The 25,646-nt window shown below is 42.2% G+C and carries 25 protein-coding genes; 7 read left to right on the top strand and 18 right to left on the bottom strand.

The window, feature by feature from the left end:
- Nucleotides 1-67 precede the first annotated feature (67 nt).
- The gene (locus tag BMZ78_RS11885) at nucleotides 68-244 is read left to right on the top strand and encodes a DUF896 domain-containing protein (RefSeq protein WP_093230570.1); all 177 of its coding nucleotides are present in this window, start codon (nucleotides 68-70) and stop codon (nucleotides 242-244) included.
- A gap of 503 nt (nucleotides 245-747) precedes the next feature.
- On the opposite strand, the gene BMZ78_RS11880 is transcribed toward BMZ78_RS11885, so the two are convergent.
- The 12 genes from BMZ78_RS11880 to BMZ78_RS11825 all read right to left on the bottom strand — a co-directional run bounded on the left by BMZ78_RS11880 (nucleotide 748) and on the right by BMZ78_RS11825 (nucleotide 15,151).
- Entirely contained in the window at nucleotides 748-1,944 is a 1,197-nt protein-coding gene (locus BMZ78_RS11880; RefSeq protein ID WP_093230568.1) for an MFS transporter, read from the bottom strand.
- 308 nt (nucleotides 1,945-2,252) lie between these two features.
- Entirely contained in the window at nucleotides 2,253-3,014 is a 762-nt protein-coding gene (gene fabG / locus BMZ78_RS11875) for a 3-oxoacyl-ACP reductase FabG (RefSeq protein WP_093230566.1), read from the bottom strand.
- A 23-nt stretch (nucleotides 3,015-3,037) separates the two neighbouring features.
- The gene (gene phaZ / locus BMZ78_RS11870) at nucleotides 3,038-3,931 is read right to left on the bottom strand and encodes an intracellular short-chain-length polyhydroxyalkanoate depolymerase (protein WP_093230565.1); all 894 of its coding nucleotides are present in this window, start codon (nucleotides 3,929-3,931) and stop codon (nucleotides 3,038-3,040) included.
- A 5-nt stretch (nucleotides 3,932-3,936) separates the two neighbouring features.
- Complete coding sequence (locus BMZ78_RS11865; protein WP_093230563.1) at nucleotides 3,937-4,950, bottom strand: 3-oxoacyl-ACP synthase; 1,014 nt, start codon at nucleotides 4,948-4,950, stop codon at nucleotides 3,937-3,939.
- Complete coding sequence (locus tag BMZ78_RS11860) at nucleotides 4,929-5,906, bottom strand: branched-chain amino acid ABC transporter permease (protein WP_093230561.1); 978 nt, start codon at nucleotides 5,904-5,906, stop codon at nucleotides 4,929-4,931. Before BMZ78_RS11860 ends, BMZ78_RS11865 begins: the two co-directional genes overlap by 22 nt.
- Complete coding sequence (locus BMZ78_RS11855; RefSeq protein ID WP_093230560.1) at nucleotides 5,903-6,772, bottom strand: branched-chain amino acid ABC transporter permease; 870 nt, start codon at nucleotides 6,770-6,772, stop codon at nucleotides 5,903-5,905. The genes BMZ78_RS11860 and BMZ78_RS11855 overlap by 4 nt, the downstream gene beginning before the upstream one ends.
- A gap of 19 nt (nucleotides 6,773-6,791) precedes the next feature.
- Nucleotides 6,792-7,499 carry an ABC transporter ATP-binding protein gene (locus BMZ78_RS11850; protein WP_175482440.1) on the bottom strand — a complete coding sequence of 236 codons (708 nt, stop codon included), beginning with the start codon at nucleotides 7,497-7,499 and terminating at the stop codon, nucleotides 6,792-6,794.
- The gene (locus BMZ78_RS11845; protein ID WP_093230557.1) at nucleotides 7,483-8,244 is read right to left on the bottom strand and encodes an ABC transporter ATP-binding protein; all 762 of its coding nucleotides are present in this window, start codon (nucleotides 8,242-8,244) and stop codon (nucleotides 7,483-7,485) included. The genes BMZ78_RS11850 and BMZ78_RS11845 overlap by 17 nt, the downstream gene beginning before the upstream one ends.
- A 107-nt stretch (nucleotides 8,245-8,351) precedes the next feature.
- Entirely contained in the window at nucleotides 8,352-9,554 is a 1,203-nt protein-coding gene (locus tag BMZ78_RS11840; protein ID WP_093230555.1) for a substrate-binding domain-containing protein, read from the bottom strand.
- 61 nt (nucleotides 9,555-9,615) lie between these two features.
- On the bottom strand, nucleotides 9,616-12,828 hold the full coding sequence (locus BMZ78_RS11835) for an AfsR/SARP family transcriptional regulator (protein ID WP_093230554.1): 3,213 nt from the start codon (nucleotides 12,826-12,828) through the stop codon (nucleotides 9,616-9,618).
- The gene (menE, locus tag BMZ78_RS11830; RefSeq protein ID WP_093230552.1) at nucleotides 12,818-14,299 is read right to left on the bottom strand and encodes an o-succinylbenzoate--CoA ligase; all 1,482 of its coding nucleotides are present in this window, start codon (nucleotides 14,297-14,299) and stop codon (nucleotides 12,818-12,820) included. Before menE ends, BMZ78_RS11835 begins: the two co-directional genes overlap by 11 nt.
- A 147-nt stretch (nucleotides 14,300-14,446) precedes the next feature.
- Nucleotides 14,447-15,151 (bottom strand): Gmad2 immunoglobulin-like domain-containing protein, encoded by a 705-nt coding sequence (locus tag BMZ78_RS11825; RefSeq protein WP_175482437.1) that lies wholly within the window; start codon nucleotides 15,149-15,151, stop codon nucleotides 14,447-14,449.
- Nucleotides 15,152-15,302: 151 nt separating this feature from the next.
- Here BMZ78_RS11825 and BMZ78_RS11820 point away from each other — a divergent pair, with 151 nt between their 5' ends.
- Complete coding sequence (locus BMZ78_RS11820) at nucleotides 15,303-15,626, top strand: winged helix-turn-helix domain-containing protein (RefSeq protein WP_217645006.1); 324 nt, start codon at nucleotides 15,303-15,305, stop codon at nucleotides 15,624-15,626.
- Between the two features lie 253 nt (nucleotides 15,627-15,879).
- Here the strand turns inward: BMZ78_RS11820 and BMZ78_RS11815 are convergent, their stop codons facing one another.
- A complete protein-coding gene (locus BMZ78_RS11815; protein ID WP_245739840.1) occupies nucleotides 15,880-16,554 on the bottom strand; it encodes a thermonuclease family protein in 675 nt (224 codons plus the stop codon).
- Between the two features lie 307 nt (nucleotides 16,555-16,861).
- Between BMZ78_RS11815 and hemE the strand changes: the two genes are divergently transcribed.
- From hemE to BMZ78_RS11795, 4 genes are all read left to right on the top strand, one after another.
- Complete coding sequence (gene hemE / locus BMZ78_RS11810; RefSeq protein ID WP_093230546.1) at nucleotides 16,862-17,899, top strand: uroporphyrinogen decarboxylase; 1,038 nt, start codon at nucleotides 16,862-16,864, stop codon at nucleotides 17,897-17,899.
- A 10-nt stretch (nucleotides 17,900-17,909) separates the two neighbouring features.
- Nucleotides 17,910-18,863, top strand: a complete 954-nt coding sequence (gene hemH, locus BMZ78_RS11805) for a ferrochelatase (protein WP_093230601.1) — start codon at nucleotides 17,910-17,912, stop codon at nucleotides 18,861-18,863.
- Nucleotides 18,860-20,278 carry a protoporphyrinogen oxidase gene (gene hemY / locus BMZ78_RS11800; RefSeq protein ID WP_093230545.1) on the top strand — a complete coding sequence of 473 codons (1,419 nt, stop codon included), beginning with the start codon at nucleotides 18,860-18,862 and terminating at the stop codon, nucleotides 20,276-20,278. The genes hemH and hemY overlap by 4 nt, the downstream gene beginning before the upstream one ends.
- Nucleotides 20,279-20,440: 162 nt before the next feature.
- Complete coding sequence (locus BMZ78_RS11795; protein WP_245739839.1) at nucleotides 20,441-20,773, top strand: GNAT family N-acetyltransferase; 333 nt, start codon at nucleotides 20,441-20,443, stop codon at nucleotides 20,771-20,773.
- 411 nt (nucleotides 20,774-21,184) lie between these two features.
- Here the strand turns inward: BMZ78_RS11795 and BMZ78_RS11790 are convergent, their stop codons facing one another.
- The 3 genes from BMZ78_RS11790 to BMZ78_RS11780 form a co-directional block, all read right to left on the bottom strand.
- A complete protein-coding gene (locus tag BMZ78_RS11790; RefSeq protein ID WP_093230543.1) occupies nucleotides 21,185-21,514 on the bottom strand; it encodes a c-type cytochrome in 330 nt (109 codons plus the stop codon).
- Nucleotides 21,515-21,520: 6 nt separating this feature from the next.
- Nucleotides 21,521-22,378 (bottom strand): cytochrome c oxidase assembly protein, encoded by an 858-nt coding sequence (locus BMZ78_RS11785; protein ID WP_093230542.1) that lies wholly within the window; start codon nucleotides 22,376-22,378, stop codon nucleotides 21,521-21,523.
- A 163-nt stretch (nucleotides 22,379-22,541) separates the two neighbouring features.
- On the bottom strand, nucleotides 22,542-22,760 hold the full coding sequence (locus tag BMZ78_RS11780; protein WP_093230540.1) for a hypothetical protein: 219 nt from the start codon (nucleotides 22,758-22,760) through the stop codon (nucleotides 22,542-22,544).
- A gap of 523 nt (nucleotides 22,761-23,283) precedes the next feature.
- On the opposite strand from BMZ78_RS11780, the gene coaA reads away from it, so the two are divergent.
- On the top strand, nucleotides 23,284-24,231 hold the full coding sequence (coaA, locus tag BMZ78_RS11775; RefSeq protein WP_093230539.1) for a type I pantothenate kinase: 948 nt from the start codon (nucleotides 23,284-23,286) through the stop codon (nucleotides 24,229-24,231).
- Nucleotides 24,232-24,553: 322 nt separating this feature from the next.
- On the opposite strand, the gene BMZ78_RS11770 is transcribed toward coaA, so the two are convergent.
- Both BMZ78_RS11770 and BMZ78_RS11765 read right to left on the bottom strand, forming a co-directional pair.
- Entirely contained in the window at nucleotides 24,554-24,949 is a 396-nt protein-coding gene (locus BMZ78_RS11770) for a hypothetical protein (RefSeq protein ID WP_093230538.1), read from the bottom strand.
- Nucleotides 24,939-25,568 carry a hypothetical protein gene (locus BMZ78_RS11765; RefSeq protein WP_093230536.1) on the bottom strand — a complete coding sequence of 210 codons (630 nt, stop codon included), beginning with the start codon at nucleotides 25,566-25,568 and terminating at the stop codon, nucleotides 24,939-24,941. The genes BMZ78_RS11770 and BMZ78_RS11765 overlap by 11 nt, the downstream gene beginning before the upstream one ends.
- Nucleotides 25,569-25,646 lie beyond the last annotated feature (78 nt).

Below are 25,646 nucleotides of genomic sequence, written 5' to 3'. Positions count from 1 at the left end.
CTTCCTTTGAGTATTGCACCGATCTATCAAATCAGGTACATTGAAAAAGCAAAGGAGTTGATTTTGATTGATCGATCAAAAATTAATTCAACGGATTAACGAATTGGCCAGAAAGAAAAAAACAGATGGACTCACAGAAGAAGAATTAAAAGAGCAAGCAAAATTACGACAAATTTACCTAAAAGCGATTCGTGGTCAAGTAGAACAGCAACTTTCTCGTATCAAGTTTGTTGATAAAAATTAGAAATTATTTATATTATATCCAATTTCTGCAGATGATTGAAGCTGCTATTTCCATTGGCGTTCGAGAAAGGGACATTGACAAAGACAAACGTGTTGCAACAGAGGAAGGAACCCATGTAATATCATTAAGACCTGATCAATAACTTTTGACCCGTTCGTTCATTGGGCGGGTTTCTTGATTTTTCCCCCAGCTTTTATTTTTGGCGATCTCATTATTTTCAACAACTCTGTTTGCTCATACTGGTCATGTAAAGCAAATTTATTATTTCACGTGGCTTTTAACGGCCGATCTTCGTATTTTAAGTTACTTTGTTTGTATTACAAACTAATCTATGATATAAATAAAAGATAAACATTTTGATCAGTAATCCTGTATACGAGCTATTTCATTTAGAATACAATTGAATCTTGTTTCTTCGTCGCTTTTGAACGCCTTATCATATCAAATCCGATTCGGTCAACTAATCAATGGCCCGGAATCCTTTTAGGTTCCGGGCCATCTTTCTATCCTGACTCCTTATTTCTTCTCACTGGAAAACATAACCCAATCAATGTAAATGCGGCACACCCCAGGAAAATAGCCATCAAGCCAGTTCCAGACACAGAAAATGAAGAAGCAACAAACCCCATGGGTATGACGATTAAAACATCAAACAATGAATCTAATACACTAAGCAAAGATAAAGCAGTTGCTCTACTTCCTGTGGAGATATATTCATTGCTGAGTTGCGAATATAATGGATTTCGAATCGCATTCGCCAAAGGAATAAGTAGAGACACAAAAATGGCAATCCAAATATTCGGGAATAAGACAAGCAGGAGATATCCAATGAGAATGATTCCCCCAGTCAAGTACATCCAAGTCACTTCCCGTCCCTTGGAGACAATTCTTCCAAGATGTTGGGAAGCAAGAAAGGATAGAAAGTTAGCGATCGCCACAATGATCCCAATCCATGCAACTGGAAGTGAAAGCTTTTGATACCAGGGAGTTTTAAAATGATCAAAGATATAAGTGGGGATAAAAATCACGGTCACATGGACAAATAAGAGTAACAGATAAGGTGCCTGCCGAATCTCTTTCCAGCCTCTGTGCACATGTTTCCACGGATGATCACGATTGTGTTCGAATGCAGGTGGCTCTATCACTTTGGTAAGAAAACCAAGCTGAATCAGCACACAAACCTTTTGCAACAGGATGAGCAAATCAAACTGCCATTCAGTCAAATCCTTCCCGATCCATGCGCCGATGATTGCTCCTACAATTGTCGAGACCATCCGGGCTGAATAGATTTTCCCAATCTCTGTGCCCATTTCCTCTTCTCGGTCATCCCGTTTTAATGATTCATAGATGAGCGCTTCATCCGCGCCGGAAAAAAACGTAGCGGAAAGTCCAGACAAGACCTGGCTTAAATAAATGAGCCAAATATGATCTTTAGAAAACAACAAGCACGCAAGCGAAATAAACCGTACAAGGCTACCGGCATAAAATGAAGTCTTGGGACCAAAGCGATCTGCAAACGCACCTGTAGGTACTTCAAAAATCAGAATCGATACACTAAAGGTCAGTAATACAAAAAGCTGTTCCGTCCAACTTAAATTTCGATGTAAATAAAATAAGGCGAGAATCGGCGCTAAGAGATTAACATTTCCCCACACATAAGCCCAATAGAGCTTATGGATATTGTTTCTGGATATGGACATCGTTGATCATACTCCATTCTATATTCTGTTGTTTTTTCGTTCACCGAAGGTTTCATTTTCATCTGGACTCTCTGCACAATTTGCATAGATCGTCTCTCCTTTTTAATGTTTTTTAACAATTTTATATTTTTTATATTGATTCGTAAATAATTATTTTCATTAATCCCCTTACCATTTTTGAATACACTTCCCTCGCATTCCTGCGCAAAAGCTTCAACAATTCCGATACAGTAAAAAAATTCCCCATCATCTAAATGGGGCATTGGATATTTAACAATTAAGGGACATCTTTTTTCAGTTCCATATTTTTAATCCGTTGGTCCTCCTGCTACATATAACACTTGACCATTGACAAATGAAGACTCTTCTTGCGCAAAGAATAAAATCGCATGAGCAATATCTTCCGGATGGCCAACCCGCCCGACAGGGATCGATTTTTTGATTTCTTCTGCAAACTGATCAAAACTCATTCCCATTCTTTCAGCTGTTGCCCTGGTCATTTCTGTTTCCACAAATCCTGGAGCCACGGCATTGACAGTAATGCCAAACTTCCCCAGCTCAATGGCCAGTGTTTTGGTGAAGCCTTGAAGCCCTGCTTTTGCTGCGGCATAATTTGCCTGTCCACGATTGCCAAGTGCGGAAATGGAAGATAAATTGATAATTCGTCCATAATTTTGCTTAACCATCCATTTTTGTGCTGCACGACTGCAATAAAATGCTCCTTTGAGATGAACATTCATGACCGTATCCCAATCCGAATCCGTCATTTTAAACAATAAGTTATCACGAATGACACCGGCATTATTAACCAAAATATCAAGTTGTCCATAACGTTTCACTGTTTCCTCTACTGCGCTTTCTACCTGATCCTTTTGGGTGACATCCACCACCTGCGCAAATACATCAAATCCAGCTGTTGCCAGCTCTTCTGCAGTCTTCTTTACTCCCTCTTCATCGATATCCGCCAGACAAACACGCGCCCCTTCATTCACAAATAATGTCGCTGTTGCTTTTCCTATTCCCCTGCTTGCCCCTGTAATCAATGCGACTCGCCCTTCCAAACGTCCCATATCCTTTTCTCCTCTCTTTTACTTTAATCTTCTAAAAATGATTTCACATGCTTGACCAACTGCTCCAAATCATCAATCAATGGAGAATGGCCGCAATTCTGCAAAGAAACCACTTTGGCCTTCTCTCCTAAATCTTCAATTAATTCCATCGTCATCGGTTTGGTCACGACCAAGTCATTTTCTCCCCAAAGAATCAGGACAGGTGCTTGGATTTTTTCCACTTCTCCCGTTCCATTCCCCAACTCATTGGGTGTTTTACTGATATTGAAATGGTTTAAAGCGTGATACACATCAACGAGATTCCGTTGCGTGCACATATCATCCAGATAGATCTCATATTTCTCTGGTGAAGGCTGGCGCTGGGTATAAATAAGTGCATTCCATAATTGTCTTAGGAATGATTTATCTCTTTCTTGATATGCTCTGGAAATAGGAATGGAACGGAGTGGATCTTGAGCAATTTCTTCTTTTGTTTGCAATCGCTTCATGGGCTTACCGGTTTCATCAAATTGGTAAAAAGGATAACCCCGTGTCGACATGGAGCAAAGTAAAATACATTTTTCAACATACTCTGGATAATCGGCCGCAAACTGCATCGCTACTCCACCGCCCAGTGACCACCCCATCATCGCAAACTTGCGTAGCTTTAATCGGTCTACCAACAGCTTTATATCTTGGGCAAAGTCTTTTAACGACTGAATGGGTTGATGATAAGTCGAAAGTCCAAAACCACGTAAATCAATAGCGATTAACCGATATTTCGGATCGATTCGCTCCATCAACACATCCCAGTGTTGGGAAGAAGTCATATTCCCATGAATAAGTAAGAGTGTTTGCTCTCCTCCTTCCCTTTCCCGATAACCCAATGTTTCTCCATTCGCAAGTGAAATGGTCCGCTTTACGATTTTTGTCGACACCTATTTTATACCCTCCCCCAACGGATTGTTGTCGCACCCCAGGCATATCCAATTCCCGCACTTACTAACACAACGACATCACTTTCTTTGATTTTGCCTGCTTGCAAGCCAAGTTCCAATGAAAGAATTTGATCAAATTGCCCCATATGTCCGTAATGATCCAAATAGATGGTCTGTTCTGAAGATAAACCCAGTTCTTTTAAGATCGCTTCATGGGCAGAGCGTTTCATATGCAAAATCCCTAGGTAGTCGATATCTTTATCGGAAAGACCGCTTTTCTGTAAAGATTGGCGAATGGCCTCCAAGAAGTTTTGTAATGAGGCACGTTCCAATCTTTCTTTCATTCCTTTTGCATCTGGAACATCAAAATACCCCCATCGTCCGGCCTTGCCATCACAAGTGTGAGAAATCTTGGTTCCACCTGTTGGGATAATCACATCTTGGGAAAAAGAGCCATCCGTGATGATATGAGTCGCCAATACCTCATTTTGAGTCCATCCCCTGCGCAAAAGAATCGCTCCGCCTCCCGCAGAAAGATTGAACAAAAAGCGTGTGCGCGGATTTTGATAATTGACCAGATCCCCATTCCGATATCCGCCCGCCAGCAAGACGGTACGAATGGCTGGATCAGCTGTCATTAGGTCTTTAGCCAGCTTCATTCCGAGAATGGATGTACCACAGCGTAGCGCGATATCAAAAGCCCAAGCATTGACGGCTCCAATCTCTCGTTGCAAATGGATCGCGGCTGTCCAGACAGGATATTCTTTGTATTCCTCTCCGATATAAATCACTACTTCAATCTCTTCTGGTTGTATCCCTGCACGATCGATGGCTTGTTTGGCCGCACGGATCCCCATTTCACAAGGATGATCATCGAGAGCAGGAATTGTTTTTTCTTTGATCCCCATTTTTTGCTCCACTACCTCAACAGGAATACCTGATGCTGCAGCAATTTCTTGACTGCTCATGCGCTGCTCAGGCAGATATAGACCAATACTCATAATCCCAACCGATTCCATTTTTTCCACCTCTCTTTCTTCATCCACTCATTCCAGGTACCTACAATCCCTTTTGGGAAAAAGAGAACCACCAAGATATAAATCAGTCCAAACAATATAATCCAACGTTCGAACAGCCAATGCACATCTGCCAATTCCGTCAACATTTCATGCGCTGTTTCGATCAAGGCAGCCCCGATGATCGGTCCCAAGAGTGTTCCAACTCCTCCAATAATGGTCATTAACAGCACATCAAGGGTAATATCTACTGCGAAAACGGATGTATTGATAAAACGTAAACTCAGTGCATACACCATGCCACTCAGACCCGCAATGACACCAGCGATGACATTGGCCCACACTTTATAATGAACCACTTGATACCCCAATGATAATGCACGCCGCTCATTCTCCCGTATCGCTTGAAGCACTTTGCCAAATGGCGAAGAAATCAACTGATACAAAAAGAGAAAGATGATAATCATAAAGAGAAGAGAAAATAAATAGAAAATTTTTCGATCCATTAGAAATTCGGGGATATGAAAGGTAAAACCATCATTTCCTTTCGTCAAGCTACGCCATTTTTCCGCACCAACCTGAAGCAGTCCCGTGAAGGCCAAAGTCAGCATCGCATAATAATGACTTTTTAAGCGTAAAGACAACATGCCAACCACATGACTGAGCAACAAGCATAAAATCACTGTGATCCCTAATGCATACAGCAAAGCAGTCCAGGTTTCTCCATTTCGCATCAATCCAATCCCTGTACTGTAGGCCCCGATTCCAAAAAACATCGCATGTCCAAACGATATAATGCCAGTATATCCCAGCAAAAGATCATAGCTCATTGCGAAAACGGCAAAGATAAAAATTTGTGTGATTAAAATGAGTGTACTGCGTGAGTCATAAATCCAAGGCAATACAAACAAAAACAATGCGATCATTGCTCCAAAGATCCATTTTTTCTCCCATTTCATCCTTTCACCCCTTTCGTTCCAAATAGTCCCTCAGGCTTCCACAATAGCACGACCAACATGATCAACATGTTTACAGCCAGTGACAGATCCGGTAATAGATAATTGACATAAGCGCCAGACAAACCAACAATGGCAGAAGCGAAAGCAGAACCCATGACACTTCCCATTCCACCAATAATAACCACAATAAAGGCAAAGATCGCATACTCTAGTCCCATCTCCGCATAAATCACACCGGAATAAGGCCCAAACAACACTCCTGCTAGAGTGGCTAAAGCCGCGCCAATCATAAAAACACCCATAAAAACCCGTTGGATATTGACCCCTAAAGCTTGTACCATCTCACGGTTCATGACCCCTGCTCGAACAATCAAACCCATTCGTGTATGAGTAAGTAGAAAGTGAGCCAGGAGAAAGACAAGTAAGCCAACCAAAATAATGAAAAGTCGATATTTGATCAATACCACTCCGCCGATCACCCAACTTCCCGCCAGCCATTCAGGAGTAGGAGCACTGAGCTGATTGGGGCCCCAAATCACTTTAATAAATTCGCTTAAAACCAACATTACCCCCAAAGTAATCAGGATCTGTTGCATGTGATTCCCATAGACCGGTTGTATGATCCATCTTTCCATGAACCATCCCAAAATCAAGCCGACCACGACAGCAAACAACAGTCCTAATAAAAAACTTCCCGTACGGGCAAAAAGCCAGATACCAGCAAACGCTCCCCAGACAAATAAACCGCCATGTGCAAAGTTCAACACATCCATCAATCCAAAAATCAAGGTCAAGCCCACAGCCAGCAAAAAGATTAACATTCCTGTTGCCAGCCCATTCACAGTGAGATTCAGCCATATCGCCATTTCCTCTGATCCCTCCTCTCTACGAAACACCCAAATATTTTCTCTTTAACTCTTGATCTTCTTTTAATTCTTTCATAGGTCCGGCAGCAACTGTTTTTCCATCATCCAAAATATAAAATCGATCTCCTACCCAACTAGCCATCGCAAAGTTTTGCTCAACGAGCACAATGGTTGTTTTTTGTTTCATGTGCAATAAAGCTTTGGCGACCTTCTCCACCATAATGGGAGCCAATCCCTTACTCGGCTCATCAATCAAGAGTAAGGACAGATCTTGAACCAACGCACGAGCAATGGATAACATTTGCTTCTGTCCACCACTCAGATAGGCTCCCTTTTTATGCCAATCCGTTTTTAAATCTGGAAACAACTCCAATGTCCATTGCAACCGTTCCATCGCAGCGGAATCTTTATGTTTCATGGCCACTTTCAAATTTTCTTCAACAGTTAAATCACCAAAGATCCCTTGATCCTCAGGCACATAACCAATGCCTCGACGCACAATTTCATAGGGAGGAAATGCCTGGATCTCCTCACCACAAAAACGAATGGTTCCTTTCTGTGCAGGAGCAAGCCCCATAATCGAACGTAATGTAGTTGTTTTTCCTGCCCCATTTCTCCCCAATAAAACCGTAACTTCTCCAGCTGGGACAGACAGCGTAATCCCATGCAAAATATGATATTGCCCAATAAATGTCTCCATTTGTTCAATTTCAAGGAGCAAGGAAATCCCCTCCCAAATAAGCGGATTGCACAAGTTCATTTTGCATGATTTCCTCTGGTGTGCCTTGTGCCAGCAATTCGCTTTGATACAAAACCAGCACTTGATCAGACAAGTTCCGAATCATGTCCATTTTGTGCTCGATCAGCAATATGGTACGATTCTGTTCATCTTTTAATGATTGGATCAATTCCAAAATCATCGGCACTTCTTCCAATGACATGCCGGCCGTAGGCTCATCCAAGAGTAACAGTTCTGTTTCTAACGCTAACAGCATGGCGATTTCCAATTTTCTTTTTTCTCCATGTGTTAGATAGGTAGCCAACTCATTTTTTTTATGTTCGAGCAATGCCTTTTTTAGCCACTCCATCGCTTTATCTTCCAATTCTTTCATTTTTTGTTTCGGATAGAAAACATGGAAGTGTATACCAGCTCGTGCTTGTACAGCCAATCGCACATTTTCCAGTACAGTCAGATGTGGAAAGACATCGGTGATTTGAAAAGAGCGCCCAATGCCCAATCGAGTCCGAGCATCTGGAGATAGTTGAGTTACATCCTGATCTCGAAAGAAAATCCGACCTTGTGTCGGTTTTAATTGACCACTTAGCAAGTTGAAAAATGTGGTTTTTCCTGCGCCATTCGGACCAATTATGGATGTAAACCGATTACGCTGAATTGAAACATTAATCTCTTTTAAAACAATATGTCCACCAAAGGTAATCGTTAGGTTTTGGGTTTTCAAAATGGACTCCATTTCATCCCCCCCTTTTGGTCAGTCCATGGATTGGAGCCTGAAATCGGTTTCTTGGTTACGATTTCTTGACAAGAAACCGATTCCTTGGCGTTATGTTCAGAAAGAGTCTATTTCTTTTTATTTTGGATGGGTGGAGCAGTTTCGTCTGGAGACAACTCACGAATCAACTCTGGTGCTGGATAGTCTGTCCCTTTTTGCAAACGAACCGCATAGAGGGTCTGTAATGCTTGATGGTCCTCTTTACGGAAAGTCATCTTGCCTTTTGGGGTTTCAAAAGACATCCCTTCCATTGCTGAAATCAGCTTGTCCGCTGTGCTATCGCCACCTGTCTTTTTCAATGCTTCCACAGCGGCAATCGCGGCTGCCATTCCCCCAGGTGTGAACAGATCAGGTGGAGAGTGAAAGCGTTTTTTATGTTCACTGACTAACCAGTCATTCACTTTATTTTTCGGAAGTGTATGATAATAAACGGTAAACCCTTCCATCCCAACAAGCGGTTGCATCGTTTTCAGAGCAGCTATATCGGGAACCCCCGTTGATATTTTAATTCCGCGCTCAGCCAGCTTCATGTCATGAATTTGATTCCAGGGCGTATTTGCCCCAGCCCAAATGACAAATAAATAGTCCGGTTTCGCATTAACAATTTTCTGCAAATTAGCCGTAAAGTCAGTCGCTTTTGGGTCTGCATATTCTTCATGAATCACTTTGGCTCCACGTTTTTCAGCCGCTTTTTTAAAGGCGGATACCCCATCCCTTCCAAAGGCATAATCAGGTGCAAAAGTGGCGATTTTTACGCCTGGCTTCGCGATGGCCGCCGCTCCCGCTACCGCATCCTGAGAAGAACTACGGGCTGTGCGGAAAATATAGCGATTCCAATCACTTCCTGTAATACTATCCGCAACAGCTGGTTCGACAATCATCACTTTCCTGTATTCTTGCGCCAAAGGAAGAACAGCGAGAGTATCGGCTGAACTGCTTGAACCGACCAGGATATCGACCTCATCTTCCTCCAATAACTTCGTCGCTTTTTTCACGGCAACATCTGCCTTGGTTTCCGTATCTTCCACAATCACTTCAATTTTGCGTCCATTGATCTCTTTCTTTCCTTGAGTAGCATACTCCAAGCCCAGTTGAAAACCGTTCACTGTTTGTTTACCATACGACTCCAATGCTCCTGTCGTAGAAGCCAGCAATCCGATTTTGATCGGTTTGCCAGCATCAGCTCCGCCCTGCCCTGAGCAAGCGCTTACAAATAGCAGGGCACCTAATGAGAGAAAAATAAATGCACTGCGCAAATGAGAACGAATCATGCCGGATCACTCCCTTTCTTTCACTTGCTATCTATGTTAATCTGACAAAGTTGCAAATCAGTTACACTGGAAGTCGCCCCTGGACAATGAACTGGTACCATTCTTCTGTTTTTGGCATCGGAGTAATTCCCAGTTCTTTTTGCAATCGATTGCAACATCGCTGATAGATCCGGATAGATTGTGGCCGGTTATTCCTAAGATAATAAATTTTCATGAGTAAACGATAAGCCTCTTCCCAACACGGGTCTTCTTGCAAAATTCGTTCACACCAATCAATTGCTTCATCCCACATCTGTTGCTCGATCAACAACCTGGCGAGTCGTTCAGCTCCACGAATAAAAAGCGATTGTAACCGTTCTCGTTCCATCGCACTCCAATCTTCGTATCTACGCTCTGGTAAATAACTGCCATGATATAAATCAAGTCCGCTTTGCAGTTGGTTTAAATCCTCCTCTTTCATTCCCTGTTGGACCAGCTTTTCAAATTCATCCACATCCAGCTCATAACCAGCTGATCGATTCAAGCCATATAAGGCTCCTTGCCGTTGAATATAAAAAGAGGTTGATCGTGCTGAGCGATTGGGTTCCAGTGTATTATTCAAGGCATGAAGTGCCACTTTGAAATCCCGATCTGCTGCCTTCATATCTGCATCTGGCCATAAGTAAGCGCAAATCTCCTCTTTCGTTAATAAACTGTGACGTTTGGTTATCAAAAACTGAAATAATTCTTTGGCCTTACTGCGTTGCCAATCTTTGGCCTGAATTTCATCGTCGCCTAACCAAACCCGAAACGTACCCAATGTCTGGATTCTTAGGGTATAACCAGGATGCGAAGTCACATGGTGAAGCCCCATCTCTTCGAGCAAATAGGATACATAAGATTCTTCAATTTCTCTTCCCTGTGCAGTAAATAACAACTGAATCCATCTTTGGATATCACGTGGTCCAAAAAGCGTTCTTTTTTGCAACAGAAATTCATATTGTCCTTTCTGCATGGATGACAATAATTCACGCATACTCCCTGCAAAAACCGATTCATCTCCTGTGTCCAAAGCAGTGATCGCTTTCCATAATAGGGAAACAGTTAGAAAATAATGATCACCACAACGCACAAACCGGTTACAACATTCTGTAAAAATCTGTTCAGCCATGGGTAAGCGTTCACCATAAAAAGCCGCAATCCCCATCGCCAAACGAATCACGGCTGCCAACCAATGATCTTTCACCTTCTCTACTTCCGTTAATGCTTGTTGACCATAGTAACAAGCTAGATCTGTTACTCCATCCCGTCCGTACAGTAAGGTCATGCCTAACAATGGTTCCGCTTTTCCGCGTGACATACGCAGATCATCCATTAACTCAATGGCCGCTTGATAACATTCAACCGCTAATTTTTTTTCATATTTCGGCATTAATTGGACAGCATGTCCCAATCGCATCCAACCACAAGCTTCTATAAATGGAGATTGATATTCTACACCTTGCACAATGCCAATTTCCGCCATTTTTTTGGCTTGGTCAATTTCTCCGATTAAACTTTGAATAAATGATAGTAACACGTGCGTTTCCCGATGGGAACGGGGTAACAGATTTTTTCCCGCTTGCTCTTCTTCTTTTTTCTTCTTCTCCAGTATTTGCCTGGCTTGTCGTAAACGTCCTGTACGAAGTAACAGTCTCGCTTCCAACTCAGGATCAACAAACACTTCATTTCCTTCTTTCCTTTTTTCCAACCATTGATTTGCATCCCATACTCGGCCGATATTCACTTGATTTTCTGCAATCAAAAGTTGTAAACGTTCACGATCAGAATGATATGCCTCTTCCCCTTCCAGAACCTGGAGTGCTCGTAACAAAAAATACTCCGCTTTGCCTGGTTGAATGGTATCTAAATATACACGAGCCTGCCCTTCCAAACTTAAGCTCTCCCCTTGCCGATCTCCAACCATTTTCGCAAGCTTTTCCACTCGCGTATAACATTGCAACGCTTTCTCATATTGGCACCGATAACGATAAAGTTCCCCTTCATAGATCCATAAATGGTAATAATGATCTTTCCAGTCGTCTTCGAGTGGGCACAGGGAAGCTTCTACTCTGTCCAATTGTCCCTGGTTTAACCATTCTTTCGCGCATTGGAGTAACATTTCGGCAAAGGTTTGCCGATCTCCCCATTCGCGGGCATAATGTAAAGCCTGTTCATACTTTTGGCTTTGCGAATAATATTGAATCGCTTGTGGGTATAAACGTTGTTGTTCAATAGCATTCTGTTTCAACTGATACTGTAAAAAACGCTGAAACAAGGGGTGAAAGAAATAGCTCGATTCATTTCTTTTTGTCACGAATAAATGTCTTTGTTCCACTTCATTCATCGAGATCATGGGCTTTCTTTCATATGCTTCTGTATAGGTTTGATCAGAAACCATATCCAATAAACTCATTTCAAGAAGGACTTTTTGCCATATGCAGGATAAACCTTGCCAAACTTCCTCTTTAAAATACCGGAATAAATCTTGCATAAAGTCCGAATGATCTTGAAACAATGATTCCGTTCCTATTTCCCGGGAAAAATATTGCGCCAGAAGCCGAACAGCAACAGGCCAACCTCTCGTCCTGCGAAAGATGAGTTGAAGCTGTTCCTGAGAGAGCGTATGTTGATAATAGTCAGTAAAATACACCTCTATCTCTTCTTCTGACCATGCCAGGTCCAATGTCGATATTTCATATAGTTCGCCCTTCATTTTCATCGCATGTAATCCACCCCAATCACATTTCTCACGGCTCATGATTACCAGATGACAGCCTGCAGGTATATTTTTTACCCACTCTTCCATAAATGGTCGAACACCTGGAATAGACTGCACTACGTGATAATTATCAAGCACGAATACAATATTCTTGGAAAGCTTTAACCATTCACTGATCCACTTCTCTAAAAAAGTCGAGGATGGTGGATCGCCGTTCTTGGAAGTGAAAATTTCATCCATCCATGTTTCCCCAAAGTGAGGAAATAATTGGCGCATCGACAAAAACAGCTTCTGCCAAACCGATTGCTCATCCATTTCTTTCGCAGAAAAGCGAATCCAACAACTATCCATCTTGTGATCTTTTAAAAAAGAAGCAATGGCTGTCGTTTTACCATAGCCCATTGGGGCATGAAGCAGTAAAACCGGGGCATCCATTCCTTGTTTACACTTCTTTACCAAGGAGGGTCGACGAAGCAAATAAGAGGGAAGTACGGGCAGGGCAGTATTTACAATCAACCCGGCACTATAAACCATAACGATTGATCAACTCCTTCTTGTCAATTTTTCCAACTGCTGTCTTAGACAATTCATCGACAAAAACCATTTTTTTCGGAACTTTATATCCTCCCAAGCGTTTCCTGATAAAATTTTGCAACTGCTTGGCGGTCAACGTAGACCTCTCCTTAAGCACAATCACTGCTGTGACTTCTTCTCCCCACTGCTCATGTGGAATCCCGAAAACAGTTACCTCCTCTACATCTGGATGTTCTAATATAACCTGTTCCACTTCAGTCGGGTATACATTCTCTCCCCCTGTAATAATCATGTCTTTTTGTCTACCCACGATATAGTAATAACCATCCTGATCTCGCTTTCCCAAATCTCCTGTACGAAACCAACCATTCTGCAGGGCAGCCTGAGTCGCTTCGGGATTGTTCCAGTAACAGCCAAATAAATGTCCACCCCGAATCCAGATCTCTCCTACTTTCTCTGGTTCCGTCACCTCAACTCGTCCATCCATTAGCCGAATTTCATTGAAAAACATGGGCAAACCCACAGAACCCTTTTTTCTCTTGGCCACTTCAGGATCGATTTGAAAATTATTGGGTCCGGCTTCTGTCATTCCATAACCTTCCTTAAAAGAAATTCCTTTCTTTATAAAAGCATCATAAATGTTTAACGGACAGGGTGCTCCACCAGACAAAAAAACTCGCATGCTGGAGAAAGAATTGCGCTCAAACGCTGGAGATTGAATCAATCGATGATACATGGTAGGCACCATCAAGACAATCGTACATTGTTCCCGCTCGATTACCTCCATCGCCATTTCTGCTTCAAACTGATCGCCAATGACAACTGTCCCTCCCATATACCAGAGAGGTGTAGCCAGAGCATTCAATCCCCCAGTGTGAAACATCGGCAAGTAAACCAGTGTCTTGTCATCAGCTGTGAGATGCCAACTCAGAATGGTATTGATCGCATTCCAGAAGATCGCACGATGGGATAGAACTACTCCCTTCGGCTTTCCAGTCGTTCCGCCTGTATACAAAATCATCCAGGGATCTTCGATGTCAGGTTCTTCTCGTTTCCATCGCATTTCCATTCCATTTCGTTTCTTCCACTCCTGATGATCCATCTTTTTCTGGATGGGTAAACGCTTAGCCCATTCATGAAAACTGGGGTGATAGAAAAGAAGATGAGGTGTACAGTCTTCCACCACCATTTTTAATTCTTTTAGAGCCAGTCGCCAGTTTAGCGGGACAAAAATCGCACCTATTTTGGCACAGGCAAACAACAATTCAGCATAGGAAAGATGATTAGGAGCCAAAATCGCTACCCGATCTCCTTTTTTGACTCCTTCTTCTTGCAGTACGAACGCCAATTGCTCTGCATGTTGATTAAGCTCCTGGTAACTCCATCTTTTTCCTGTCTCTGCTTCCACAACCGCTATACGTTCAGGGGTTAAACGGCTGCGACTTGTCAACCAGTCCGGAATCCAACTCATCTTTATCTCTCCTAGTTTTCTTGTTTCTATTACTGTAAAAATCAAGAGTTGCAATAGAGTTACACAAGAAATCTGTGCCACTTCGCTATGCACAAAAAAAGCCGATGACTTCATGAAAGAAATCATCGGCGTATTGTTTGCCTGACACTACCAAGGAAACTGATCCAATTGTAAGGAATAGCTATGTAAGTGCGCACCCCTGCCAGACAGATCTTTCTGGTACAAAGTCAGAATGATGGAACCATTGTGAGGGAGCTTGCTCTTCTTAATAGCGATCTCTTGTTTAAATGTTCCCCAAGCAGGTGCTGCTGCTGAAGCCTGGCCACTTCCTTTAACTAATACATCGTGACCGTCTTCTACTATATAGGAATAAACCCCTTCAAATACCCGTGCTTTACCCGTAACCACATAGATCACATTGGGTTCTGCTACTTTTACATGTCGAAATGCTCGATTCTGATATTCCTTTCCAAATGGATGATTGAGAGGAATGATCAGTTGATTGACGGCTTTTCCATCTTTGGCACTTTTTTCGTACAGCTCGAGCGTTACATTTTTCTTTCCTTTGATCTGTTCTTTGGAAAGTGTGATCTTTTGCTGCCATTTACCCCATTTGGGCGCTCCAGCGGTAGCCCGTCCATGGCCTTTGACCAGCACCTGCTTTCCAGCACGCACAAGATAATGGTAGGTTCCTTCGAACACCTTTGCTTCGCCTGTTACCAGGTATTCCACTTTTGTTTCTTTTATTTTTACCTCGCGAAAAGCAAAATGTTCATCAGCAGCAAATACAGCAGTTGGAGCTAAAACAAGTACCCATACCATGCACAACATGATGGCCCAAAAACGTTTCATTTTATCCCTCCTTTTTTTCGAATATATATAATTAATCATTATTTATCAAGATTCATATTTTATACATTCTGTGACATGTTTTCCCTTTCTTTTCTTGTTCTTTTGGTTTATAATACAAACTAGTTTAATGATTTAAAAAGGAGGCATTGTTATGATGCCTTTTAAAGAAATGGCTCGATTGAACAAACTGATTCATGAACCCGCCCGATTAGCCATTATGAGTGCTCTCGCAGCATGTACAATGGCTGAATTTCTCTTTTTGCAGGAACTGACCGGGTTAACCAAAGGCAATTTATCCTGTCATCTCTCCAAGCTTGAAAAAGCAGGCTACATTGCGATTGATAAAAAATTTGTTCGCAAAAAAATTCCACATACCACTATCCGAATCACACCCGAAGGCAAAATGGCGATTGAACAATACTGGAAACAACTGGATCACATTCGCGAGGTAACCAAACAATGGGAGAAAAACTAGGCTTTTTTCCAAGGTAAACAAAAAAACAGCGAACCCTCGCTGTAAACTCGTTGACAACATCTTCATTACGCTTTGGAATTGGTTCCTTTCCATGTCACATCTCCTGCCACTTGAAAATAAGTCATGTCAAGGGACCAATTCCTTCAAAAACCTAAAACCTCAATAACGGCAACACATTTTCAGGATCATTCTATAAAACAAAGACCATGACATACTTAACATCGTTTGCACAGACCCAATACATTCTCCCATCTTATGAATCCATCTTTTTATATCCTGCTTTTTTCGCGTCTTCCTCTTTCAGAAAAAAGATCCTCTTTTCTATCGGGATGCTTTTATATTGATCTGGCGGTACATATTGCCTGGTATCATAATTCCCTACATACTTGTCCTGTACCTGCCCCGAAACTTGATCACGAAACTCAAACGGTAATGCGGAAATGGGCTGATCTGGATTCCACATTCCCTTCCCTTCTCTTTTGGATCGTAGATAAGCGGATTGGTATTCCTCAAAGTATTTCATATTTGGATCAATATAATAGGTTACTGCATGTCCATGGCGGATTAACTCTTTGTTGACATCTGTGTCTCCTTTCCAAACATGGGCCAACAAACGACCATAGCGGTCTTTGGCTTCTTGATCCCATTCCAGATCAATTCTCGTTCCTGCCGGCAATAAATCCATCAAAAAATTTTTCGCTTTTTCTCCCCATGGATGTTGTGCCTGGCCTTGATAATTGGTTTCCGGTGCATCGACCGAGACCAATCGCACTTTTTTGGTTCCCATTACAGGTTCGGTCAAGTGAATGGTATCCCCGTCTATGACCTTTTCTACATAAGCGGTTTTCCTGTTCATTTCAAAATGACAGCTCGTTGCAAGCAGCAGACAACTTGTCAAGATCCCTACATAAACCATCCATTGTTTCATACTCATCCTTCCTCCTTTTCTTATTTTTATGAATACTAAAGCGAAAAAGCATCGACGCATTCCCAACTCTCAAAGTTTTTATTCATCTCCATGAAAGATAGAAAATTTGATGACATTTTATCCAAACCCCTATCTCCATTAACAATAAAAGGATATGGTAATAATATAAAAGAACCATATTTTAAGCTTGTTGCATCCATTGCGTGATCAGCGATTCAGAAACGCTATCAATTGATTGGATTATGCAACATTCTTATATAGACTTGGATAGAAAGCAAGACGAAACGAAATTGAAAGGTGTGTCTGAATGGCCAGTCAGAGCTTTAACGATACCTTCTTAAGAGCATGCCGCCAGGAACCGACTGAATACATACCCGTTTGGTACATGCGTCAGGCAGGACGTTACCAACCTGAATACCGTAATATCCGTAAAAAATATTCTTTCTTTGAGATGAGCGAAATTCCTGAAGTATGTGTAGAGGTAACAAGCCTCCCTGTCAAGCAATTAGGCGTAGATGCAGCCATTTTGTTTGCCGATATTATGACACCACTGAAACCGATTGGTGTTGACGTGGAGATTCGCTCAGGCGTCGGGCCTGTCATTTCCAATCCTGTTCGCTCCATCCAGGATGTATCTCGCCTGGGTGAATTGGAACCGGAAAAAGATGTTCCATTTGTAATCGAAGCAGTAAAAATGTTAACCCAACAACTTTCCGTACCTTTAATCGGTTTTGCTGGTGCTCCTTTTACTTTGGCGAGCTACATCATTGAAGGTGGACCATCCAAAAACTATTATAAAACCAAAGGTTTTATGTACAGTAACACCAAAGCATGGCATGCGCTAATGGAAAAATTGGGTTCCATGACGATTACATACCTGCAGGCACAGATTCGTGCCGGTGCTCATGCCATTCAAGTGTTTGATTCATGGGTCGGGGCTCTTAACCAGGAAGATTACCGGGAATATGTTGCTCCCATCATGCAAAAAATCTTCTCTACCTTAAAACAAACCTCAGATGTCCCCATCATCTATTTTGGGATTGGAGCGGGTCATCTGCTTCAGGAATGGGACAAACTGCCTGTAGATGTCATTGGATTAGATTGGCGTACATCCATCCAATCCGCACGTCAACAGGGGATTACGAAAACGCTGCAAGGAAATCTCGATCCTTCACTATTACTGGCACCTTGGGAGGTTATCGAGAAAAAAGCCAAAGAAATCCTCGACCAAGGAATGGAGCACCCCGGGTATATCTTTAACCTGGGACATGGAATCTTTCCAGAAGTACAAGTGGAAACCTTACAGCGTTTGACTGATCTTGTTCACCATTACACAAAAAAGTGAGGGAACCTGGATGTCAAGTAAAAAAAGAATGGGTATCCTATTGATGGCTTATGGCACCCCACGAAAACCCGAAGATCTGGAGCCATACTATACCCATATTCGGCGTGGACGGAAGCCATCTCCTGAGCTTCTCGAAGATTTGAAAGCTCGCTATGAAGCGATCGGCGGAATCTCCCCACTCGCCCGGATTACGGAAGAACAGGTGGCAAAGGTCGAACATCGATTAAACGAGGTACAAAACGATATCGAGTTTCGTGCCTATCTGGGATTAAAGCATATCGATCCCTTCATCGAAGATGCTGTCTCACAAATGCATCAAGAGGGAATCGAGGAAGCGATTAGCTTGGTTCTCGCTCCTCATTATTCCACATTCAGCGTCAAATCTTATAATGGGCGTGCCCAGGAAAAGGCGGCCCAATTAGGCGGACTTCATATTGAGTCTATCGATAGCTGGTACAAGGAACCCAAATTTATCGAGTATTGGGTTCAGCAACTGCAGCAAACCTTCGCACAAATTCCAGCAGACAAACATGAAAAAACAGTCGTTATTTTTTCTGCCCACAGTTTACCAGAAAAAATATTGCAGCTAGGCGATCCGTATCCACAGCAATTACAGGAAACAGCCGATCTGGTCGCACAAGCAGCAGGAATCAGGCATTATGCAGTCGGCTGGCAAAGTGCTGGAAATACACCTGATCCCTGGCTTGGTCCTGATGTACAAGACCTAACCCGTCAACTGCATCAAGAAAAGGGCTATACCTCCTTTGTATATTGTCCACTGGGCTTTGTTGCAGATCATCTGGAAGTTCTATATGACAACGATATTGAATGTAAAATGGTTTGCGATGAGCTTGGAGCGGATTATTACCGTCCAGAAATGCCAAACGCCAAACCTGAATTTATCGATTGTCTTGTCACGGTGATCCTCAAACAATTAAAGAAAAAGGCAAGTGTCAGAGTATGAGCGAGTATCAGATTGTGATCATTGGCGGTGGAATCACAGGCCTCTCCGCCGCCTACTACCTCTACAAAACAGCCAAAGAACAAAAAACATCCGTTCACATTACTTTGTTGGAAGAGCAACAGCGTTTGGGTGGAAAAATCTGGACTGAACGTTGGAATGGCTTTGTCATGGAAAAAGGACCTGATTCGTTTTTAGAACGCAAAGCCAGTGCCAAACAGTTAGCCCTTGACCTGGGACTTGAAGACCAACTGGTTCGGAATCGGACAGGGCAAGCTTATATCTTGCACAAAGGAAAACTCCATCCGATTCCGGAAGGAGCTGTCATGGGGGTTCCTACCCAGATCTCTCCGTTCATTGCTACCCGGCTTTTTTCCATTTCCGGAAAAATGCGTGCTTCGCTTGATCTATTCTTACCACGCCAATCGATTGAAGGTGACATATCTGTCGGTGAATTTTTCCGCAGGCGGCTAGGAAATGAAGTTGTTGATCATCTGATTGAACCCCTTTTATCCGGAATCTATGCTGGCAATCTTGATCGACTGAGTTTAAAAGCAACCTTTCCCCAATTTGCACAGATGGAAGAAAAATATCGCAGTTTAATTCTGGGCATGAAAAAAACGAGACCAGCCAAGAAACTCCCTGGGGAAGAAAAAGGACAGTTTCTTACACTAAAAAATGGATTATCTACCCTCGTGGAAGCAATCGGAAAGGAACTTCCACCCGAGACCATTCATCTTGGATGTAAGATCAAGGAAATCCAGCGAGAAAATCACAGGTATCAACTCTCATGTGAAAACGGTCACACATTTCTGGCAGATGCAGTCATTGTAACAACACCTTTTCCTAGCCTGCAAAAGATGATGCCATCTTTTACTCATCCTCAACCGGTTCAATCGGTTCCAGCTACATCGGTAGCGACGGTTATTCTCGGTTTTGATTCACAAGATGTACAAATTCCTTACGAAGGAACAGGCTTTGTCGTACCCCGAACCGAAAACACAACCATTACTGCCTGCACTTGGACCAACAAAAAATGGCCCCATACCACTCCTGAAGGAAAAATACTCATGCGCTGCTATGTAGGCAGAAGTGGAGATGAAGCCATCGTCGACGAGCCTGATGAAATCATTCTCCAGCGAGTTCGACAAGACCTCGCCAAAGTCATGCATATAGAGAAAGAACCTCTTTTCTATCGGGTTACCCGCTGGCATCGTTCCATGCCACAATATACGGTTGGACATGCCGATTGGGTAAAACAGCTGGAAGAAACTTTGCACCATCATTTTCCTGGCCTGTTTTTTGCTGGTGCCTCCTATCATGGTGTTGGCATTCCGGACTGCATCGATCAAGGAAAGCGTGCTGTCGAAGAAGTCCTTCAATATATTCACACCCATAGCCATACAACGAACGGATAACAAGAAATCCGTTGTTCCTGAAGGGGAGCAACGGATTTTTTATCAGAAAAACTCCATGATCCTCATCACTGATCTGATCACAGATTTTCACTTAATAGATAGAATCTTTTTTATTAATATGAGATAATAAAGGTTGTTTCTATCGAAGAAAGGAGCTCAAACATGATAGTCCCCCTGGATGTCAGCCAACGGGAAGTCGCCGAACAAATCCTGGCTGTACAAATTCCTGCATACCAAGTAGAAGCCGAATGGATCGGATTTCAAGGCATCCCCCACTTGCATGAAACCATCACTTCGCTTATGCAAAGCAACCTTACCTTTTATGGTTACAGGAAAGACGGATGCATCGCAGGAGTCATTGCCTATGAAAAAAAACAACGAGTATTGGAGATCGATCGTCTCGTCGTCCATCCCCAATATTTCCGCCAAGGGATCGGTCAATGCCTCATCCAATTTGTTCTTGATAACGAGACAGATGTAGATAAATATACATAAGCACAGGTGCCGCCAATTTTCCCGCATTGAAACTGTATCAGAAACTGGGCTTTACGGAAGTGAAACAACTCGAAATTGCTCCGGGTGTCTGTTTAACTTTCATGGAAAAACCAGTTTCCATTTAGGATTGTTTGCAGAAATTTCACAATAATCTATTTCCATTCAATTTGAATCCATTAATAAACAGGCCAGCCATCTACTGAACGAAACTCCAACAAAAAAGATCGCACCCTGTTAAGATGCGATCTCAGCTTGTTGACAAAGTTCTCGTTATATGCCGGTTTTCCTTTTCCGTTTCACTCCCGTTGCTTAAATACGAGCAAGAAGTCGTTCAACTGGAAAAGGAAAACCGGGTTTGTCAACGGCCTCAGATCGCACCCTGTTAGATGCGATCTGGCAAATGTTCATTGGCTACTTTTGATTCGCTAACCATTTCGCTAGCTGAAGTTGTTCTTCTTTGGGAATATAGTTTTGTGCTGGCATTTTGCCCATTCCTTTTTCGATAATGGTTTGAATCTCTTTTTCTGTATACTTCCGTCCCACTTTTTGCAGGCCAGGGCCATAACCGCCACGCAGCTGTTCACCATGGCAATTTAAACAGTAATTTTGGTACAGCTTTTCCTCAGCTGATTGCTTTTCTTGTACAAAAGTCGTATCTTTTTCCTGTGGTTTTTCCGGACTGCAACCAAACAACAAACCTGTACCGATCAGTGCTGTCCCCAAATACTTTACTACTTTCATCCCGGATCACTCTTGCGGAGTTGGTATATTCTTCTGTTTAAAGTATGCTTCCAGCTCTTGCTTGTCTTTGGCTCGCTGTTCACGAAGCCATCGTACAAAGACAAAACCGATCGCCGTAATATAAACCACTTCTTGAACAATTTTCATGATGATACCACCCAGTTGCTGATCATCAATTGGATTCATAACGGGTGCCAATTCGGACATCTTCGCATATGCGTCAAACAGCACATGATCCGCAAATATAATCAGTGCACATGCTGGTGTCAGCAGAATACCATTTGCGAAGATATAAGCCAGCTTCATCAGTGGTTTCACCCGATCCAACTCCGGTACCGGAGCAATAATCGGCCACCACATACATAAAGCTGTAAACATTAAAATGGCATGGGAAACAAAATGCAACAACATGCTGTTCATGATGGCATCAAAAATGTAAGGGAAGTGATACAACGAAAGCAAACCGTTAAATACAAATAAAATAATCAATGGACGTGTAAAAAAGCGCCCAATCGCTCGAATCCAACGAATCTTGATCAACGGTCGAAACATCCATGCAGGTACACCCAGCAGCAACAAGGGCGGAAGCACAATATACAACAAAGACATTTGTAACATGTGCATGCTGAACAGCTCGTGAGCCAACAAATCCAATGGGCTGCCCAAAGTAAAATAGTAAACAATCAAGCCCATTAAAAAGAAAAATTTCTGTGACTCTTTTACAGGTTCAGCACCAGCAAACCGATGGCGCATGGGTCCTACCAGCAAAAGGTAAATGACCGCAATTCCTATAAATAAAAGATTTAATGGCAAATTCCAGTTCGCTGTATACGTAAACAGCTCGAAAAATTCTTTTGCGGACATGGAAAATTCCTCCAGTCTTTGGAACACTCTCTCGTCCTTCATTCTAACACAAGTTTACCCTTATTCCACATAAATAAAATGAAGGGGATGTGAAACTTTTCTCAAACAAAAACTGGCATCAAGGACACTGCTGTGTTTGCTTGATGCCAGTCTCTTCGATATACTATAATTCGTAGTCTCTTAACATCCGAATCTGGTGGGGTTGATCTTCATCGATCACCCACCCTATTTTATGCAAAGCGGTTTCAATTTTTTGCCTGTTTTCTATTTGATTGCTTCCACTCATGTCAAAATAAGACTTTTTTAATGCTGAAACAATTTGCCCCAGCTCGTCCTCAGTAAAAATCTGATCCAACGTATCTTGAATTTGACCTGGTTCCATTCCACTTCCTCCTTTCCATACATCATTTCAGTAGTCAGTATAAACACCGAGGCAGTTTTTCATCCAGCCTGAAGTGAATGGATCAGGTACAGGATCAGCAAACGCAGGACGACCTATTTGTATTTTTATTTTGAATATTCTTTTATTTGTCGAACAACTCATGATAAATAATCTTATGAACCACTTGTCTGGCCACTTCCTGAGAGATCATGGGTCAAAGCTGAAGATCCACCTATATATGTTCACCTTTTGTCTTGCAAAAATATTTTCCTTCTCTTACTATTTTAGGAAAAGAGACTGGTATTCATTTTGTCGTTGATTTACGATGAAATGGTTGAGTCTATTTTGCGCCATAGAGCCAAAACGGAAACCATTAATCAGATATGGCGAATGAAAATAGGATCAGATTGACTTGAACAGTCCCTTGGCCTTCACTTTTGTAGATTTTTATATATACACAACAAAAAATTAGATAAAATAGGAACGGAAATGTAATCCCAGTCCGAACTCGAGGTGAACTTTGATGACCGATAATGAACTACTATCTCCATATATCACGTTTACTCGCAGAGATTGGAAACAACTGCGTGCTTCTGTTCCACTACCGCTTACTGAAGAAGAACTGGAAAAATTACGTGGAATTAACGAGCGCATCTCTCTTAATGAAGTCAGTGACATTTATCTTCCGCTTACTCGTCTCTTAAATATTCATGTTGCCAACAGCCAAGATACATACAAAGCGGTCAATCTGTTTTTGGGGCAATTAACCCCCAAGGTTCCCTATATTATTGGAATTGCTGGAAGTGTAGCTGTAGGCAAAAGTACAACTGCCCGGATCCTGCAAGCATTGCTTACCCGTTGGCCCAATCATCCCAAAGTGGATCTTGTAACAACAGACGGTTTTTTATATCCCAATCGCATATTGGAACAAAGAGGCCTGATGAAACGAAAAGGCTTTCCTGAGAGTTATGATTTGCAAAAACTGATTCATTTTTTAATTGATGTCAAGGCTGGCAAGTCTGAAGTAACAGCTCCTGTATATTCCCACCTTGAATATGATATTTTACCTAATCAAGTACAAACGATTCGACAACCTGATATTTTAATTATTGAAGGTTTGAATATTCTACAGACTCCCAAACCGAAAAAAGCCAACAAACCGAGACTGGCTGTCTCTGATTTTATCGACTTTTCAATCTATGTCGATGCAGAAGAACAAGATATCAGACAGTGGTATGTGGATCGCTTTCATATCTTGTGTCGAACGGCGTTCCAAAATCCCAACTCTTATTTCCACCGTTACGCCAATCTGTCTGAAGAAGAAGCAACGGAAACAGCTACACAAATCTGGAGCGAAATAAACGCTGTCAATTTGGAGAAAAATATTCTCCCCACCCGATATCGTGCAAATCTCATCTTAAAAAAGGGAGCTAACCACAAAATCCAGGAAATCAAACTGCGAAAATTGTAAAAAAAGAGGAGATGCAATACCCCAAGCGACCTATAAGGAACCATTCCTCTGCAAGTTTGTCCTCATTCTTTGGAGAAGAATCTCCCAGGTCTCTGGGAGATAGGGGCTTTCTTTTTCTTGTTATCGCTGAATGACATCGAACATTAGCCGTTGAACCAAAAAAGGAGCCCCTTTGTTGATCAAAAATCCAGAAAAAACAGAGTTTTTTGAAACTGTTGACAAACCCGGTCTTCCTTTTCCAATGGAATAACTTTTGCTCGTATTTATTGAGCGGGAGTGAAATGGAAAAGGAAAACCGGCGCTGAAATAACAAACTTTTTTCTTATTTGGTTACCAGATCAATCAAGGCGATAATCGCGCTGGCAATCCCGGCTACGGAAGAAACTTTTACCAAAGAGGACTGCCGCAAATCATCAGAAAATTGATTCATCGTGCCGCGATCCGGTTGCGTTTTGTCCAGCTCCCGTTTAACAGCCGGAATGGCCTGTACCATTCGTTCTTTCTCCTGTTGTTGTTGTTGACTCAGCCCAGGCCCCAGTTGATTCAGCACCTGCTCCAATTGGTTTATATATTCCTTCAAGTCTTGACGGATTATGATGTTGGATTTTTTCTCACCGATAAAGATCTGTGCTTCATCTTGAGCGATCATTAAATCACTCACTTGATTCATGTTCCAAACATTTTTCGCTTGATAATACTCTTTGTTTTCATCTGCCATGATCTACCGCTCCTTTCGTTTTTTGCCTTAACCATTGCCAGATTTGGTCTGGATCTTTGACATTCACTATTTTTTTCAGACCGAATATTTTGAAATGGAGAGACAAACTATATAGATAAACCACCACGGCTCCAACGAAAATCAAGGCAAAAGGCAGGTGGATAGTGGCAAGAAGCAAAAAGACAGTGGCTGCCCATGCAAATCCCATCATCAGACTATACAGGTAGACGCCCGGACGTGATGTTAAACAAGCGATCAGGAAACAGGTCAGCAAGAAAAAGGCAACCTGAAGCCAGGCGAAAGAGTCAGAGCCCATATCCAAATCTGTGATAAAACTGGAAAACAACGTAAGCACAAATCGTTCCGTCTCCAGATACACAAGTGCAATATACGGCAAACAAATACAAACCAAATACTCGATCAAAAGAATGGACAATGTCTTGGCACTTACCGGCTCATTACCACTTGTATAAATAAAATTTTGAAAAAAGCCGCCATAATAGATTTGGGATCGATCTTGCCCGATCACCACATTGGAAGAATCTTTAAAGTGAAACTCATTTTTTGACTGACCTGATGGAATTGAAGCATTTGTCTGATCGTATTTTGGCTGATCCATATTCATCATCCTCCTTTTATATCCATATTTATGTAAATTTTACAATAATTAGTCGTTTGTTTCAATCAAAAATGGGGC

Origin of the sequence: Thermoflavimicrobium dichotomicum (assembly GCF_900114055.1) — a bacterium.
Classification (GTDB): Bacteria; Bacillota; Bacilli; order Thermoactinomycetales; family Thermoactinomycetaceae; genus Thermoflavimicrobium; species Thermoflavimicrobium dichotomicum.
Note: the sequence above shows the minus strand (reverse complement) of the source record. Positions and strands in the feature narration are given on the sequence as shown.

Excerpts from the sequence above, each read along its gene's own strand:
- fabG (WP_093230566.1), bottom strand. The coding sequence starts at position 3,014 with ATGGGACGTTTGGAAGGGCGAGTCGCATTGATTACAGGGGCAAGCAGG.
- hemH (WP_093230601.1), top strand. The coding sequence starts at position 17,910 with ATGTCAAGTAAAAAAAGAATGGGTATCCTATTGATGGCTTATGGCACC.
- BMZ78_RS11865 (WP_093230563.1), bottom strand. The coding sequence starts at position 4,950 with ATGGAATCGGTTGGGATTATGAGTATTGGTCTATATCTGCCTGAGCAG.
- BMZ78_RS11880 (WP_093230568.1), bottom strand. The coding sequence starts at position 1,944 with ATGTCCATATCCAGAAACAATATCCATAAGCTCTATTGGGCTTATGTG.
- BMZ78_RS11840 (WP_093230555.1), bottom strand. The coding sequence starts at position 9,554 with ATGATTCGTTCTCATTTGCGCAGTGCATTTATTTTTCTCTCATTAGGT.
- BMZ78_RS11825 (WP_175482437.1), bottom strand. The coding sequence starts at position 15,151 with ATGAAACGTTTTTGGGCCATCATGTTGTGCATGGTATGGGTACTTGTT.
- coaA (WP_093230539.1), top strand. The coding sequence starts at position 23,284 with ATGACCGATAATGAACTACTATCTCCATATATCACGTTTACTCGCAGA.
- BMZ78_RS11785 (WP_093230542.1), bottom strand. The coding sequence starts at position 22,378 with ATGTCCGCAAAAGAATTTTTCGAGCTGTTTACGTATACAGCGAACTGG.
- hemY (WP_093230545.1), top strand. The coding sequence starts at position 18,860 with ATGAGCGAGTATCAGATTGTGATCATTGGCGGTGGAATCACAGGCCTC.
- BMZ78_RS11820 (WP_217645006.1), top strand. The coding sequence starts at position 15,303 with ATGATGCCTTTTAAAGAAATGGCTCGATTGAACAAACTGATTCATGAA.
- BMZ78_RS11780 (WP_093230540.1), bottom strand. The coding sequence starts at position 22,760 with ATGGAACCAGGTCAAATTCAAGATACGTTGGATCAGATTTTTACTGAG.
- menE (WP_093230552.1), bottom strand. The coding sequence starts at position 14,299 with ATGAGTTGGATTCCGGACTGGTTGACAAGTCGCAGCCGTTTAACCCCT.
- BMZ78_RS11860 (WP_093230561.1), bottom strand. The coding sequence starts at position 5,906 with ATGAAATGGGAGAAAAAATGGATCTTTGGAGCAATGATCGCATTGTTT.
- BMZ78_RS11770 (WP_093230538.1), bottom strand. The coding sequence starts at position 24,949 with ATGGCAGATGAAAACAAAGAGTATTATCAAGCGAAAAATGTTTGGAAC.
- BMZ78_RS11835 (WP_093230554.1), bottom strand. The coding sequence starts at position 12,828 with ATGGTTTATAGTGCCGGGTTGATTGTAAATACTGCCCTGCCCGTACTT.
- BMZ78_RS11765 (WP_093230536.1), bottom strand. The coding sequence starts at position 25,568 with ATGGATCAGCCAAAATACGATCAGACAAATGCTTCAATTCCATCAGGT.
- BMZ78_RS11845 (WP_093230557.1), bottom strand. The coding sequence starts at position 8,244 with ATGGAGTCCATTTTGAAAACCCAAAACCTAACGATTACCTTTGGTGGA.
- BMZ78_RS11795 (WP_245739839.1), top strand. The coding sequence starts at position 20,441 with ATGATAGTCCCCCTGGATGTCAGCCAACGGGAAGTCGCCGAACAAATC.
- BMZ78_RS11790 (WP_093230543.1), bottom strand. The coding sequence starts at position 21,514 with ATGAAAGTAGTAAAGTATTTGGGGACAGCACTGATCGGTACAGGTTTG.
- hemE (WP_093230546.1), top strand. The coding sequence starts at position 16,862 with ATGGCCAGTCAGAGCTTTAACGATACCTTCTTAAGAGCATGCCGCCAG.
- BMZ78_RS11855 (WP_093230560.1), bottom strand. The coding sequence starts at position 6,772 with ATGGCGATATGGCTGAATCTCACTGTGAATGGGCTGGCAACAGGAATG.
- BMZ78_RS11815 (WP_245739840.1), bottom strand. The coding sequence starts at position 16,554 with ATGAAACAATGGATGGTTTATGTAGGGATCTTGACAAGTTGTCTGCTG.